Origin of the sequence: Actinocrinis sp., from assembly GCF_035605935.1 — a bacterium.
Classification (GTDB): domain Bacteria; phylum Actinomycetota; class Actinomycetes; order Streptomycetales; family Catenulisporaceae; genus Actinocrinis.
In genome coordinates this window covers 1-14,532 of the sequence record NZ_DATNGK010000269.1, presented here as the reverse complement: position 1 = coordinate 14,532, position 14,532 = coordinate 1, and the positions used below count along the sequence as shown (strand labels likewise).

Genomic DNA, 14,532 nt, shown 5'->3' with positions numbered 1-14,532 from the left:
CGTCGCGCCAAGCCGTCCGGTTGGCCGTGTGTAAGAAGTAGCGCTGGGGCCGCGCTACTTGTTACACACGCTCTAGCCGCGCAACAGCTGACGAGCCATCACCACGCGCTGGACCTGGTTCGTGCCCTCGTAGATCTGGGTGATCTTCGCGTCACGCATCATCCGCTCCAGCGGGTAGTCCTGCGTGTAGCCGTAGCCGCCGAGCAACTGCACCGCGTCCGTGGTGATCTCCATCGCCGCGTCGGAGGCGAAGCACTTCGCGGCCGCGCCGTAGAAGGTCAGATCAGCGTCGTTGCGCTCGGACTTGGCCGCGGCGGCATAGGTGAGCTGGCGCGCGGCCGCGATCTTCATGCCCATGTCGGCGAGCATGAACTGGACGCCCTGCAGCTCCCCGATCGGCTTTCCGAACTGCTTGCGCTGCTTTACGTACTCGGCCGCGTAGTCGAGAGCGCCTTGCGCCACGCCGAGGGCCTGCGCCGCGATGGTGACGCGGGTGTGGTCCAGCGTGCGCATCGCGGTCCGGAAGCCAGTGCCCGGCTCGCCGATGATCCGGTCTCCCGGAATCCACACGTCGTCGAAGTACAGCTCGCGGGTCGGCGAACCCTTGATGCCGAGCTTCTTCTCTTTCGCGCCGAAGGTGAATCCCTCGTCGCTCTTCTCCAGTACGAAGGCCGAGATGCCCTTGGTGCCGATGCCCGGCTCGGTGACCGCCATGACCGTGTAGTACTCGGAGACGCCCGCGTTGGTGATCCAGCGCTTGACGCCGTTGAGCCGCCAGCCGTCGCCGTCGCGGACCGCGCGTGTGGTCATGCCGCCGGCGTCGGATCCGGCCTCGGGCTCGGAAAGCGCGTACGAGAAAGTCGAGCGGCCCTCGGCGACCGGACGCAGGTACTTCTCCTTCAACTCCTCGGACCCGGACAGGATGATCGGCATCGTGCCCAGCTTGTTGACCGCCGGGATGAGTGAGGACGAGACGCAGGCACGCGCGATCTCCTCGATGACGATGCAGGTCGCCAAGGCGTCCGCCCCGGCGCCGCCGTACTGCTCCGGGATGTGGATCGCGTGCATGTCCGCGGCGTGCAGCGCGTCGTGCGCCTCCTGCGGATAGCGCGCCTCCTCGTCCACGGCGGCGGCGTACGGCGCGATCTTCGTCTCGACAAGGGCGCGCACCGACTCACGCAGCAGCTCATGCTCCTCGCGGACGGTGAATAGGTCGAAGTCCTGGTCCTGGGTCACCCCGCCATTGTTACTCACCGGTAGGCCTCACGCCAGCCCCGCTTACCCGGACTAGAGCGGGGCACGACTCACACTCACCGGCTAATGTCGGTCGCACGCACCGGCGGATCGAAAAGGGGAGGGCACGTGGCCGCTCGGATCACTGTGATCGGCACCGGATACCTCGGCGCCACGCATGCGGCCTGCATGGCCGAGCTGGGCTACGAGGTACTGGGCATGGACGTGGACGCGGAGAAGATCGCCGCGCTCACCGCCGGCGCGGTCCCCTTCTACGAGCCGGGCCTGGATGAGTTGCTGGCCAAGCACGTCGCGACCGGCCGGCTACGCTTCACCACCTCGTACACCGAGGTCGCCGGGTTCGGTGCGGACGTGCACTTCATCTGCGTGAACACCCCGCAGCGCAAGGGGGAGTACGCGGCGGACCTGCGGTATGTGGAGTCGGTGGTCGACGCGCTCGCCCCACTTCTGGATCAGCCGACGGTAGTCGCCGGCAAGTCGACAGTCCCGGCCGGAACAGCGGTCCGGCTGACCGAGCGCTTCGCGGAGCTTTCCCCGGCCGGCGCGGACGTCGAGCTGGCTTGGAACCCGGAATTCCTGCGCGAGGGCTACGCGGTCGGGGACACGTTGCGGCCGGACCGACTGGTGATCGGTGTCGCGTCGCAGCGCGCTGAAGCAGTGCTGCGGGACGTGTACACCCCGCTGACCGACGCCGGTGTGCCAATGGTGGTCACCGACTTGGCGACGGCCGAGCTGGTCAAGAACGCGGCGAACGCGTTCCTGTCCACGAAGATCTCCTTCATTAACGCGATGGCAGAGGTCTGCGAGGCAGCTGGCGGCGACGTGATGAAGCTTTCCGAAGCGCTGTCCTATGACGCACGGATCGGCGGCAAGTTCCTGGTGCCGGGCCTCGGCTTCGGTGGTGGCTGCCTGCCCAAGGACATCAGGGCCTTCATGGCGCGCGCCGGAGAGCTGGGCGTGGACCAGGCGCTGGCTTTCCTCAAGGAGGTCGACGCGATCAACATGCGCCGCCGGGTGCGGATGGTCGACTTGGCCCGTGAGCAGTGCGACGGTTCCTTCCTCGGCAAGCGGGTCGCGGTGTGGGGCGCGGCGTTCAAGCCGAACTCGGACGACGTGCGCGACTCCCCGGCGCTCAACGTGGCGGCGTCGATCCTGCTGCAAGGTGCACAGGTCACCGTCTATGACCCCAAGGCGAACGACAACGCGGCCAAGCTGTTCCCGACACTGGCGTACGCGGATTCCGCCCTTGAGGCGGCCCGCGGTGCGCACGTGATCCTGCACCTGACGGAATGGCAGGAGTTCCGCGAGCTGGACCCGGAGGAAGTCGGCAAGGTCACGTCGCAGCGGCGGATCGTGGACGGACGCAACGCTTTGCGCGCGCAGCGGTGGCACGAGGCGGGCTGGACATACCGCGCGCTGGGCCGTCCAGTCGTCGGCTAGCCGCCCGAGTTTTCCGCCGGACTAGTCACCCGCGCGGCGATGGCTCGCGCGCACTCGAGCGATTCGGTGTGCGTCGTATCCACTTCGACGTCGTAGACGACGCCCCGGTGCACCACTTCTGCTTGGGACACGGCCATTCCGCGCACTCGGTCCGCCCGGGCAAGCTCGCGGCCCGCGGCAACCGCCGGGTCGCACCTCACCGCGACCCACAGCACATCAAGACCGGCGAGGACTTCCCGCCACTCCTGCTGGCTGGCCGCCTCACCGAGAAAGACGTCATCAATGATCACCCGGGCGCCCGCGCGGGCCATCGCGACGATCCCTGCGCGCCACGCCGCCTGAAGCGCTCGGAACTGTGGTCCGACCGACACGCCGCCGTCCGCGGCGAATTCGACTCCCGAATCCGAACCCCGCATGTGTATCGGCATCGACTCGATCAACGTGTCGACCCCGGTCGCGAGCCATGGTTCCGGCAGGATCGCCTGCAGGCAGCGGACGATCCCGGTCTTGCCGGAACTGGATCCGCCGTTCAGCACGATCACTTGCGCTGCCAAGGCGATCAGTCTTCGTCTCCGGCGAGCTTCGCGCGTAGCACCGCGCCCTTCGCCCGTGCCTGCGCCTCAAGGTCGTCCTGGAACGCGCGCATGGCCGCGAGCAGATGCGGGTCGTGCGCGGCCAGGATCCGCACCGCGAGCAGGCCTGCGTTGCGCGCGCCGCCGACTGACACCGTGGCGACCGGCACTCCGGCCGGCATCTGCACGATCGAAAGCAGCGAGTCCATGCCGTCCAAGTACTTCAGCGGCACCGGCACACCGATCACCGGCAGCGGCGTGACCGAGGCGAGCATGCCTGGCAGGTGCGCCGCGCCCCCGGCGCCCGCGATGATCACCTTCAGGCCGCGCGACGCGGCGCGCTGTCCGTACTCGATCATCGTCTGCGGCATCCGGTGCGCCGAGACGACGTCGACCTCGTATTCGACCTCGAATTCGTCCAGCGCCTCCGCGGCCGCGCTCATCACCGGCCAGTCCGAGTCCGAGCCCATGACGATGCCGATCTGAGCCTCGTCACTATTCATCGATCTCTCCCCGCAGGTAGGCCGCAGCGTGTGCGGCGCGCTCGACGCAGTCCTCGAAGTCGTCGCCGAGTACGGTCACGTGCCCGATCTTGCGGCCGGGCTTGACCGCCTTGCCGTACATGTGGATCTTGAGCCCTGGATCGCGCGCCATGCAGTGCAGATACGCCGGGTACACGTCGGGCAGGTCCAGGCCGAGCACGTTCGCCATCACCGCGACCGGAGCGTGCGGTGTCGGCGCGCCGAGCGGCAGATCCAGCACCGCCCGCAAATGATTCTCGAACTGGCTGGTCACCGCGCCGTCGATGCTCCAGTGGCCGGAGTTGTGCGGCCGCATCGCCAGCTCATTGACGCTGAGCGCGCCGTCGGCGGTCTGGAACAGCTCGACCGCGAGCATCCCGGTCACGTCCAGCTCGCGGGCAATGGTGAGCGCGATGTGCTGTGCCTCGGCTGAGCGAGCCGCATCGAGGTCTGGGGCCGGGGCGTACACCTCGCGGCAGATCCCTTCCCGCTGCACGGTCTCGACCACCGGATACGCAACCGCCTGCCCGTGCGGCGAGCGAGCGACTTGCGCGGACAACTCCCGCGCGAACGGAACCAGCGCCTCGGCGATCAGCTCAACGCCGCGCGCCACCGCACCTCGTACGACGTCCCGCAACTGCTCGGCGTTCTCGATCCGCCAAACGCCCTTGCCGTCATAACCGCCGCGCGCCGCTTTGAGAATGAAGGGCCAGCCGACCTGCTGCGCGAACTCCGCCGCCGCGGCGATCACGCCCTCGTGGCCTTCATCAGAAACGTCTAGACGAGCCCAGCGCGGGCACGGCACGCCGATTGCGCTCAGCCGCTCCCGCATGATCGCCTTGTCCTGCGCGTGGACGAGGGCACCCGGCCCCGGCCGCACCGCGATGCCCTGCTCGATCAGGCGCTCGAGGATCGCTGTCGGCACGTGCTCGTGGTCGAAGGTGATCACGTCACAGCCGCGAGCGAACGCCAGTACCGCTTCCGGGTCATCGTGCGCGCCCAGCGCCACGTCCGGGACCACCTGCGCGGCGGACTCATCGACGTTCGCCGCCAGCACCCGCAGCCGCACCCCGAGCGCGATGGCCGCTGGCTGCATCATCCGGGCCAGCTGCCCGGCGCCGATAACACCGACGACTGGCGCGTTCACAGCCCCGGGGCCGCCCAATCCTTTATCTATGACTTGGGTAGGTGTGCCGATCACAGGAACCAAGCCTAACGGCGGATTGACCCTGCTCACGCCCCGCCGCAGGGCCGCGAGCCGCCACGCCGGGCCGCCTGGTGAACTCGGTCACATTCGCTACGCCACGCCGGAATGCGCCAGAAACGCCCGACTGTTCCGGCTGCCGCAGCGCTTCCTTTGTGCTGTCATGCTGTGTGGTCCTTTAAGGCGCAGCACCCGTGTCTCGTATACCTTGAACGGGCAATGTGTCCGTCACAGGTCTGCTACGGGACCACCCATGGCGGTCTGCGACGGTTGAGAATGGCTACTCTCGTAGTGGTGAGCCCCCGGAAGTCAGGTAGGTAATCCACAGTGGCGGCACTACAAGCTGCATACGCCCGAGTTCGCCGCGGCTTTCACGAGCTGGCGAAGTTCGGCACGATCGGCGCGATCGCCCTTGTGGTGAACATGCTGGTGACCAACCTGTGCTGGCAGGCCATCCCGCACAAGCCGGTCATCGGCTCGGTCGTCGGCACCGTCGTGGCCACCGTCGTCGCCTACCTGGGCAACCGGTTCTGGACCTACAAGGACCGCGACTCGATCGGCCGCAGCCGCGAACTGGTGCTGTTCTTCGCGGTCAACGGCATCGGGATGCTGATCGAGACCGTGCCGCTGGCCTTCTCCCAGTACATCCTGCACTTCGACGGCGCGCTGGCGAACAACGTGGCCAAGTACGTGTTCGGTATGCCGCTGGGCATGGTGTTCCGGCTGTGGACCTACCGCACCTGGATCTTCCCGAAGGCGGACCCCGCGCTGGCCGGCGAGCAGTTCCAGTTCCCCGCCACCGAGCCCGTGCCCACCTCGCAGCTTCCGCTGGTCCCGAGCGCCAGCCCGCGGCACAAGCGCTCCGGCTCCGGCAACCTGCTGCGCGCCGAGCGGTAACCGCATCCGGTAAGACTTCCGCACAGCTTCAGGGCGGGAACCCGATCGGGTTCCCGCCCTTGTTCGTGCCGCGTGACATATCTTTCAAGACTTACTTTCACCGCTGGGTACGTCCAGGAGCGCGCCGATCCAATCGCCGTGCGCCCCTCCCTCCGACTACATCAGCGGGTCGAACGCGGTGAGGAACACCGCGAACACCGGCGGGCGCTGCTGAAGTAATTCGAGCCGCCCGCCATCCGCCTCGGCCAGCTCGCGGGCGACCGTCAGACCGAGGCCCGTGGAGGCCCGGCCGGACACCGAGCGCTCGAAGACCCGCGCGCCCAGCTCCGGCGGCACACCGGGACCCTCGTCGCACACCTCGACCACCACCGAGCCGCCGGTGGTCCGGGTCCGAATGGTCACCGGCCCCGCGCCGTGCATCAACGAGTTCTCCATCAACGTCGCGAGCACCTGCGCGAACGCCCCCGGCGTGGCGACCGCGGCCAGTCCGCGCACGCCGTCGACCCGGATCGGGCGGCGCGCGCTGCGGAAAGCCGGCCGCCATTCGAAGATCTGCTGGCGGATCACCATGTCCACGTCGATGGGCACGGTCGAGGTTGATCTGCGGGTGTCCCTGGCGTCGGTGAGCAGCCGCTGGACGACGTCGGTCAGCCGCTCGACCTGGGTGAGCGCGACCGCCGCCTCCTCTTTCACGTCCATCAGATCCTGCGCCGCGATGATCTCCTCGAGGCGCATGGACAGCGCGGTCAGCGGAGTGCGCAGCTGGTGTGAGGCGTCCGCGGCCAGCCGCCGCTCGGTGGCCAGCATTCGGGAGATGCGCTCGGCGGTGTGATCAATCACCTCGGCGACCCGGTCCAGCTCAGGGATGCCGTAGCGGCGGTGGCGCGGCCGCGGGTCGCCGGAACCGAGCCGTTCGGCGGTCTGGGCCAGGTCGCTGAGCGGCCGGGAGAGGCGGCGGGCCTGGAGGAAGGCGACTCCGCAGGCCGCCACAGTGGCCAGCACCGCGACGCCGAGCACCAGCAGCAGGCTGCCACGGATACGCGTCTCGGTCGGCGTCCAGGACTCAGTAAGGATGGCGGTCACCCGGCGCGGTGGCGGGCCCTGGTACACGTCGCTGGACCGGGGATGGTCGGTGACCTGTGAGTTGATGATCACCGGCTGCTTGGCGTGGCCGGGATACGTCACGGCCACGCTGTCGCCCTCCGGCACCAGCTTTTTCAGCGCGCCGAGGTCGACCTGCTGATTCGCCGCCAGCTGCTGGTCCAGCTGGAAGCCGATGAGCTGCACCTTCTGGTTGAGCGCCGCATGCTCCGATTCGCTGATGCGCAGCGCGTCGATGATGGCCAGCGGCACGCCGAGCAGCACGACCACGATCAGCACGGCGGACACCGTGGACTTGATCATCCGGCGGCGCATCGAAACCCCCTAGGCGGTGCCTTGACGCCCCGGCTCGCCGCGCCGCACGCGACCATCCCTCAGCCGCGCTCGAACCGGAAGCCGACCCCCCGCACGGTGGAGATGAACCGGGGATTCGCGGCGTCGTCGCCGAGCTTCTTACGCAGCCAGGAGATGTGCATGTCGAGCGTCTTGGTCGAGGACCACCAGGTAGTGTCCCAGACTTCGCGCATCAGTTGTTCCCTGGTTATCACCCGGCCGGCGTCGCGCACCAGCACGCGCAGCAGGTCGAACTCCTTGGCGGTGAGGTTCAGTTCCTCGTCGCCGAGGAACGCGCGGTGCGACTCGACGTCGATCCGCACGCCGCGGGCCGCCGTTCCGCTGTCCGGGGAACCGCGGCGCAGCAACGCGCGCACCCGGGCCAGCAGTTCGGCCAGCCGGAACGGCTTGGTCACGTAGTCGTCGGCGCCGGCGTCGAGGCCGACTACGGTATCCACCTCGTCGGCGCGGGCGGTGAGCACCAGCACGGGGAAGCCGTGGCCGTCGGTACGCAGCCGGCGGCACACCTCTAGCCCGTCCATGCCGGGCAGCCCCAGGTCGAGGACGAGCAGGTCCACTACGCCGGACTGGGCCAGGGCGAGCGCCCCGGGGCCGTCCGCGCGCAGGTCCACGTCGTAGCCCTCTCGGCGCAGCGCGCGGGCCAAAGGCTCGGCGATAGCCACGTCGTCCTCTGCGAGCAGTACGCGGGTCATGGGGCGATCGTAGGCTGCTTCGGTCGATTAGCGGGATACTCCCTGGTAACTCGCTTGCGTTTCGACCCCGCGAACTCGGTTTCGTCCGGTTTCGCGGCTTTCCCGACCGGTTCGCGCCTGCTCCCGGACCAAGGGTTTTCCCTATTACTTTCAGCTCCCGGTCAGGCTAGCGAATCCACCCACGCGGAATGCAGGCCGGCGAAATGTCCCGCGCCGCTACCCAGCAACTCGGTCGGGGTGCCGTCCTCCACGATCCGGCCGCCCTCCATGACCAGCACCCGGTCCGCGATCTCGACCGTGGAGAGCCGGTGCGCGATGATCAGCGCGGTGCGCTCGGCGAGGATGGTGCGCAGCGCCCGCTGCACGAGCCGCTCGCTGGGTACGTCGAGCGAGGAGGTGGCCTCGTCGAGCACCAGCACGGCCGGATCGGCGAGGAATGCCCGGGCGAACGCGACCAGCTGCCGCTGCCCGGCCGAGAGCCGGCCGCCGCGCTTCTTCACGTCGGTGTCATAGCCGTCCGGGAGCGCCGCGATGAATTCGTGCGCGCCGATGGCTCGCGCCGCCTCCTGCACTTGCGCGTCGGTCGCGTCGGGCCGGCCGAATCGGATGTTGTCCGCGACGGTTCCGGTGAACAGGAAGTTCTCCTGGGTCACCATCACCACGGCGCGGCGCAGGTCGGTGTCGCGCAGATCGCGCAGGTCGATGCCGTCCAGCCGGACCGCGCCAGCCTCCGGGTCGTAGAAGCGGCACATCAAGCGCGCCAGCGTGGACTTCCCGGCCCCGGTCGCGCCCACCAGCGCCACGGTCTGCCCGGCCGGGATGGTTAGCTCCAGATCCGGCAGGATCACCTTCTCCCGGCTCGGCGCGCCGTCCGAGGACTGCTGCTCGCGCCGCGGATAAGCGAAGCGCACGTGCTCGAAGCGCAGCTCGCCGGGCACCAGGGCGGGCAGCTCGGCGGGGTTCGCGGGCTCGGGAACGCTCGCCTCCTCTTCCAGCACGCCGGAAAGCTTCTCAAGGGCCGCGGTGGCGGACTGGTAGGAGTTGTAGAACATCGCCAGGTCCTGCAGCGGGTCGAAGAAGCGGCGCAGGTAGAGCAGGTAGGCGGTGAGCACGCCGATCTGAAGCGCGTGATCCATCACCTGGATGCCGCCGAAGATCAGCACCGCGGCGGTCATCACCGCGCCTACCGTCTTGATCCCGGGCATGAACCAGGCCATCAGCCGTAGCGCGTCGGCGTTGGCCTTCCGGTAGTCGTCGCTGAGCTCGTCGAAGATCGCGTCGTTGCGCGGCTCGCGGCGGAAGGCCTGGACCGCGCGGATGCCGTTGAGCGTCTCGACGAACTGCACGATCAGCGCCGCGATGGCCTCGCGGGTGCGGCGGTAAGCGACTCGCGAACCGTTGGTGTACCAGCGCAGCAGCAGGTAGAGCGCGGGCAGGCAGATCAGCAGGAGCAGCGAGAGCTTCGGGTCGAGGACGGCCAGCAGGATGCCGATGACCACGACGTTCAAGATCGCGTCGATCAGGCCGTCGAGACTGGCGTTGACCAGCTCGCCGAGGGCGTCGAGGTCGTTGGTGAGCCGGGAGATCACCCGGCCGGAGGTGTACCGCTCGTGGAAGGCGATCGGCAGCCGCTGGAAGTGGCGGAAGACTCGGCCGCGCAGGTCGTAGATCACGTCCTGGCCGATCCGCCCGGCCAGTTTGAGGAACCGCAGCCGCAGCAGAGCGCCGGCCAGGGCGGTGACCAGGATGCCGCTGACCGCGGCGCCGATCGGGGCCCAGTCACCGCGGTGGATCGCCGGGATGCCGGAGTCGATGCCGACGGACACCAGGAACGGGCCGGCCATCTCCGCGCCGGTGACCACGACGATCAGGAAGGTGGCCCAGGCCAGGGCGCGCCGGTACGGGCGCAACAGCGTGCCGAGCAGCTGGCGGGAGCGGGCTCGCAGGAACAGGCCGCCACTGGCCGAGATCTCGTCGACCTTCTCGGCGGCTACCCCGCGCCAGTCGTTCAGCGCGGCGTTCTTCTCGGACTCTTCGGATTGGGTGGCGGACGCGTCGGAGTCGAGCACTGTCATGCGGTTAGACGCCTTCCTCGACGAGTTCAGAGCTCTGCGACAGTAGGTTGCGGTAGGCGGGCTCGGTCTCCAGCAGCTCGTGGTGGGTGCCGAGCGCGGTGACGGTGTGGCCGCCGTCAGGGTGCGGGCCGAGCAGCGCGACCCGGTCGGCGAGCAGCACGGTGGAAGCGCGGTGCGCGACGACCAGGCCGGTGGTCTCGGCGAGGACCGCGCGCAGCGCTTGCTCGACCAGGCCCTCGGTGTGTACGTCGAGGGCGGAGAGCGGGTCGTCGAGCACGAGCACCGGCGGGCGGCCGAGCACGGCGCGGGCTAGGGCGAGGCGCTGGCGTTGTCCGCCGGAGAGGGACAGGCCCTGCTCGCCGACCCGGGTGTCCAGGCCCCAGGGCAGGTCGTAGACGAAGTCGGCCTGCGCGATCCGCAGCGCCTCCTCGACCTGCTCCTCGGTGGACTGCGGCCGGCCGAGCACCAGGTTCTCCCGGACGCTGGCCGAGAACAGGGTCGGGTCCTCGAAGGCGCAGGCGACCCGGGCGCGCAGCTCGGGCAGCGGCAGCTCGCGCACATCGTTCCCGCCGACCAGCACGCGGCCGCCGGTAACGTCGTAGAGCCGGGGCACCAGTGAGGTCAGCGTGGTCTTGCCGCAGCCGGTCGGGCCGACGATCGCGATGGTCTCGCCGGGGGCCAGCCGCAGATTCACATCGGTGAGGATCGGGCGCTCGGAGACCCGGCCGAGCGCGACGGGGTAGCTGAACGAGACGTGCTCGAAGGCGAGGCGTGCGCCTGACGCGGCGTCAGAGCGCACGCGCTCGGTCAGTCGCGCGCCAGTGGGGACGTCAGCAGCCGCAGAAGCCTGCCCGGGCAGCGACCCGGCGGACTCGCCAGGCTGCCGCGGGTCGCGGATCTGCGGCTCCGCGTCGAGTACCTCGAAGACCCGCTCGGCCGCGGTGTTCGCCTCCTGCGCGGCCGCGAGCAGCCAGCCCATCGACTCGATCGGCCAGGTCAGCAGGAGGTAGAGGGAGATGAAGGCGACCAGGGTGCCGAGCGTGAGCGAGCCGTTGGCGACCGCCGCGCCGCCGCCGAGGACGATCAGCGCCAGCACCACCTGAGGCTGCGCGATGATCAGCGCCCAGATCTCGGCCAGCGTCTTGATCTGGGTCAGCTGGAGGCCGCGCAGCTTGCGCGACTTGGCCAGGTAGCGGTCGGTCAGGAAGCCGGCCCGGCCGAAGGACTTGATGGCGCGGATGCCGAGGGCCGACTCCTCGACGTCGGTGGCCACTTCGCCCTGCTGGTCCTGCACGGCGCGGATCTGGCGCCGGTACACCCGCGAGTACTTGAAGATCACATAGCTCAGCGGCAGGCCGAACGCCACGATCAGGCCGCCGAGCAGCGGGTGGATGACGATCAGCAGCACGCCGACCACGCCGAAGGTGATCGAGTTGACCACCAGGAAGATCAGGGCGAAGCCGATGAAGCGCCGGATCGCGGAGATGTCGCTGGTCATCCGGGCCACCAGCTGCCCGGACTGCCAGGAGTCGTGGAAGCCGACGTCGAGCCGCTGCAGGTGCGCGTACAGCTCGTCGCGCAGATCCTTCTCGATGCCGAGCGCGCTGTTGGCGAGGGTGAGTCGGCGGGCGAGGATGAGGGCGGCCTCGGCGAGGCCGAACAGGAGCGCGTAAAGACCTAGCAGCCAGAGTGCGCCTCGGTTGCCCTGGCGCAGCGGCCCGTCCACGACTGCCCTGGTCAGCAGTGGTACGGCGACGCCGACGAGCGTGCCGCCGAGGGCGACGGCGAACATCAGGAGCATCTGCCACCGATACGGGCGCACATAGGTCTTCAGACGCCATAGGGACGCGAAAGAACCGCCGGACGGCGATGAAGGGGGCATAGTAAGGACCATAGGAGCTGTGCACCCGTCGCGCACCCCGTTTTTGACCTGGTGGTACCGCATACGCTGGTTTGTGCCAGGTCGGGATGGCGGTTCGCCCCTAGCGAACGGGGATCTTTTCGAATTCACCCATTCGAACGAGAGACGAGACGGGGGTCACGTGTTAAGGTGGCCACGGTTGCAGCTGCAGTTCCCTGAATGCTTCGTTTGAACGCCCGCGGGAGTACGACGGCCGCGGGCCTTTGTGTTTCGTGGCGCATCCTCTCCCGGCGTGACTGGCAAAGCGGGACGGTTCGTGGAGGGCAACCCTGGTCCCACGCAGTGTGGGATCTGTCCGACGTCCCCTTCCTAGAGGAGAGAGATGGCTTCCGGTACGGTCAAGTGGTTCAACGCGGAGAAGGGCTACGGCTTCATCTCCCAGGACGACGGCGGCGCCGACGTCTTCGTCCACTTCACTGCGATCCAGACGAACGGCTACCGTTCGCTCGACGAGAACCAGCGCGTCGAGTTCGACGTCACCAGCGGCCCGAAGGGCCCGCAGGCGGAGAACGTCAAGCCCCTGTAGTCCCAGGCCGCTGTGTTGTCACAGGCCGCTGTAGTCAGCTGCACCAAGAAGCCCCTCTTCGCTGAACGGGCATCTCGCGCGCTCCGCGTCCACCAGGACGCGGAGCGTCGTGCTTTCGCGCAGCGGGGGTACCGTGCAAGGCATGGGCAGGGTAACGACGCGTGAAGCGGTACTGAAGCTCGGCGGCGATGCAGGCAGACGCTCACGGGACACTCTGGCCGCTGAGGAGCCGCTGGAGATCCGGGTGGCCGGCAAGCAGATCGCCGTGACGATGCGCACGCCCGGCGACGACTTCGATCTGGTCGCGGGTTACCTCGTCGGCGAGGGCGTGATCCGGGAAGCGCACCAAATCGCCCGGATGCGCTTCTGCGGCGACTCGGCCTGTTCGGGTCCGGTCGGGCTCGGCGGCGAGTGGTCGCCCGACCGAATCGAGGCCGCGCACGACACATACAACATCGTCGATGTCGATCTCGCGCCCGGCACCGCGCTGCCCCTCTGGTCGCTCAACCGGAACACCTACACCACAAGCGCATGCGGCGTGTGCGGCAAGTCGAGCATCGAAGCCGTTCGCGCCAACGCGCACTGGAGCGTCGAGACCGATCCCGTCCAGATCACCCCGCAGATCCTCTATTCCCTCCCCCAGACGCTGCGCGCCAGCCAAAAGCTGTTCTCCAAGACCGGCGGTCTGCACGCGGCCGGGTTGTTCGCCTCCGACGGGACACTGCTGTGCGTCCGGGAGGATGTCGGGCGGCACAACGCGGTCGACAAGGTGATCGGCTGGGCAGTGCGCGACGATCGCCTGCCGCTGCGCGGGCACCTGCTCGCGGTGAGCGGACGCGCCTCGTTCGAGTTGGTGCAAAAGACAGCCGCCGCCGGTATCCCGCTGCTCGCCGCCGTATCCGCACCTTCCTCGCTAGCGGTGGAGCTGGCGCGCGAGTCCGGCATGACGCTCGCGGGGTTCGTGCGCGGCGAGTCCGCCAACGTCTATTGCGGCGTGGAGCGCATCGCGTCAGGCGAGTAGGTCGTCTTCGCGACAAGTGCCACAGCCTCCGGCGTCGAGTGCACGCGAAGCTTCGCCAGGATGTTGCGCACGTGCGTGCGAACCGTGTTCGGGGACACCTTCAGCCGCGCGGCGATCATCGCGCGGGTAAGCCCTTCCACCATGCAGCCGAGCACTTCACGCTCGCGCCGAGTCAGTGAGCTGATCAGCGACTTGGATTCAAGCGCCGGGACCTGAACCGGGCGCGTGGACGCGATGGCGAGGATCCGTGACTGCACGCCGAGCTTGGTGAGCACATTGCGCGTGTGCGAGCGGGCCGTGGCCGGAGCGATGTCCAGGCTCCTGGCGATCTGCCGGTTCGACTCGCCCTCTGCCAAGCAGAGCAGCACGTCACGCTCCCGCTCGGTTAAGTTATCGCAGCTCCCGAACGTCATGGCGGCAACCCCCGAAGGCTAAGCGCGGTCAGTACATCTCGACCGTAGGCGCACGGGATCACGCGCGGGACAAGTTCCGCCATGCTCACTCGATTGAGTGAACGACGTGGTGGACATATATGCGTATTGCGAAGATCTGACCAACCGCGCGCTGGCTGTCCCGCCCAGCTGGACAACCCCGCTTCTCCCACCCACTAACCGCCGCCCGCCGTCCCGCTTTTCCCCCAATAAAACCCCGCGATGACATCTCCGCTACGCGGCTTGAGTGCAGCGGCGAGTCTCGTTCACAACGGCGCTGGGCCACAGACGCCCTTGCGCGCTGGGAGTCCCGCGATAGCTTCGCCGACGGCGGACGAGGGTAACGCGGGACACGCGTGCACAGGTTTTTCACCCCACCACGCGCAAACGGGTGAACCCAAGAAAACACCCGCCATACAACCCCGAAACCCCAGAAAATAGACACAGGGAAACCATTCCACTTACCTTTTTCCGGGGCCCACCATGCACACCACCGACGACCGCACCGACCTGATCGACGCAC

At 68.4% G+C, this 14,532-nt stretch carries 13 protein-coding genes; 4 read left to right on the top strand and 9 right to left on the bottom strand.

The window, feature by feature from the left end:
* Window positions 1–72: 72 nt before the first annotated feature.
* Window positions 73–1,236 carry an acyl-CoA dehydrogenase family protein gene (locus VN779_RS21775; protein WP_325726299.1) on the bottom strand — a complete coding sequence of 388 codons (1,164 nt, stop codon included), beginning with the start codon at window positions 1,234–1,236 and terminating at the stop codon, window positions 73–75.
* Between the two features lie 126 nt (window positions 1,237–1,362).
* Here VN779_RS21775 and VN779_RS21770 point away from each other — a divergent pair, with 126 nt between their 5' ends.
* Complete coding sequence (locus VN779_RS21770) at window positions 1,363–2,694, top strand: UDP-glucose/GDP-mannose dehydrogenase family protein (protein WP_325726297.1); 1,332 nt, start codon at window positions 1,363–1,365, stop codon at window positions 2,692–2,694.
* Here the strand turns inward: VN779_RS21770 and cpt are convergent.
* The 3 genes from cpt to VN779_RS21755 are packed head-to-tail and all read right to left on the bottom strand — an operon-like array spanning window position 2,691 to window position 4,934.
* Complete coding sequence (gene cpt / locus VN779_RS21765) at window positions 2,691–3,248, bottom strand: chloramphenicol phosphotransferase CPT (protein WP_325726295.1); 558 nt, start codon at window positions 3,246–3,248, stop codon at window positions 2,691–2,693. The genes VN779_RS21770 and cpt overlap by 4 nt on opposite strands.
* Window positions 3,249–3,253: 5 nt before the next feature.
* Complete coding sequence (gene purE, locus VN779_RS21760) at window positions 3,254–3,769, bottom strand: 5-(carboxyamino)imidazole ribonucleotide mutase (protein WP_325726293.1); 516 nt, start codon at window positions 3,767–3,769, stop codon at window positions 3,254–3,256.
* Complete coding sequence (locus VN779_RS21755) at window positions 3,762–4,934, bottom strand: 5-(carboxyamino)imidazole ribonucleotide synthase (protein WP_325726291.1); 1,173 nt, start codon at window positions 4,932–4,934, stop codon at window positions 3,762–3,764. Before VN779_RS21755 ends, purE begins: the two co-directional genes overlap by 8 nt.
* Before the next feature lie 384 nt (window positions 4,935–5,318).
* On the opposite strand from VN779_RS21755, the gene VN779_RS21750 reads away from it, so the two are divergent.
* Window positions 5,319–5,888: a GtrA family protein gene (locus VN779_RS21750; RefSeq protein ID WP_325726289.1), complete on the top strand. Its 570-nt coding sequence runs from the start codon at window positions 5,319–5,321 to the stop codon at window positions 5,886–5,888.
* A gap of 156 nt (window positions 5,889–6,044) precedes the next feature.
* Here the strand turns inward: VN779_RS21750 and VN779_RS21745 are convergent, their stop codons facing one another.
* From VN779_RS21745 to VN779_RS21730, 4 genes are all read right to left on the bottom strand, one after another.
* Window positions 6,045–7,304 (bottom strand): HAMP domain-containing sensor histidine kinase, encoded by a 1,260-nt coding sequence (locus tag VN779_RS21745; protein WP_325726287.1) that lies wholly within the window; start codon window positions 7,302–7,304, stop codon window positions 6,045–6,047.
* 59 nt (window positions 7,305–7,363) lie between these two features.
* The gene (locus VN779_RS21740; protein ID WP_324840214.1) at window positions 7,364–8,035 is read right to left on the bottom strand and encodes a response regulator transcription factor; all 672 of its coding nucleotides are present in this window, start codon (window positions 8,033–8,035) and stop codon (window positions 7,364–7,366) included.
* Between the two features lie 161 nt (window positions 8,036–8,196).
* Window positions 8,197–10,110, bottom strand: a complete 1,914-nt coding sequence (locus VN779_RS21735; protein ID WP_325726285.1) for an ABC transporter ATP-binding protein — start codon at window positions 10,108–10,110, stop codon at window positions 8,197–8,199.
* A gap of 4 nt (window positions 10,111–10,114) precedes the next feature.
* A complete protein-coding gene (locus VN779_RS21730; RefSeq protein WP_325726283.1) occupies window positions 10,115–11,992 on the bottom strand; it encodes an ABC transporter ATP-binding protein in 1,878 nt (625 codons plus the stop codon).
* A 361-nt stretch (window positions 11,993–12,353) separates the two neighbouring features.
* Here VN779_RS21730 and VN779_RS21725 point away from each other — a divergent pair, with 361 nt between their 5' ends.
* Window positions 12,354–12,557, top strand: coding sequence for a cold-shock protein (locus tag VN779_RS21725; RefSeq protein WP_325726281.1), 204 nt, complete (start codon window positions 12,354–12,356; stop codon window positions 12,555–12,557).
* Window positions 12,558–12,699: 142 nt separating this feature from the next.
* Window positions 12,700–13,578 (top strand): formate dehydrogenase accessory sulfurtransferase FdhD, encoded by an 879-nt coding sequence (gene fdhD, locus VN779_RS21720; RefSeq protein WP_325726279.1) that lies wholly within the window; start codon window positions 12,700–12,702, stop codon window positions 13,576–13,578.
* On the opposite strand, the gene VN779_RS26705 is transcribed toward fdhD, so the two are convergent.
* Window positions 13,542–13,991: a response regulator transcription factor gene (locus VN779_RS26705; RefSeq protein WP_325726277.1), complete on the bottom strand. Its 450-nt coding sequence runs from the start codon at window positions 13,989–13,991 to the stop codon at window positions 13,542–13,544. The genes fdhD and VN779_RS26705 overlap by 37 nt on opposite strands.
* Window positions 13,992–14,532 lie beyond the last annotated feature (541 nt).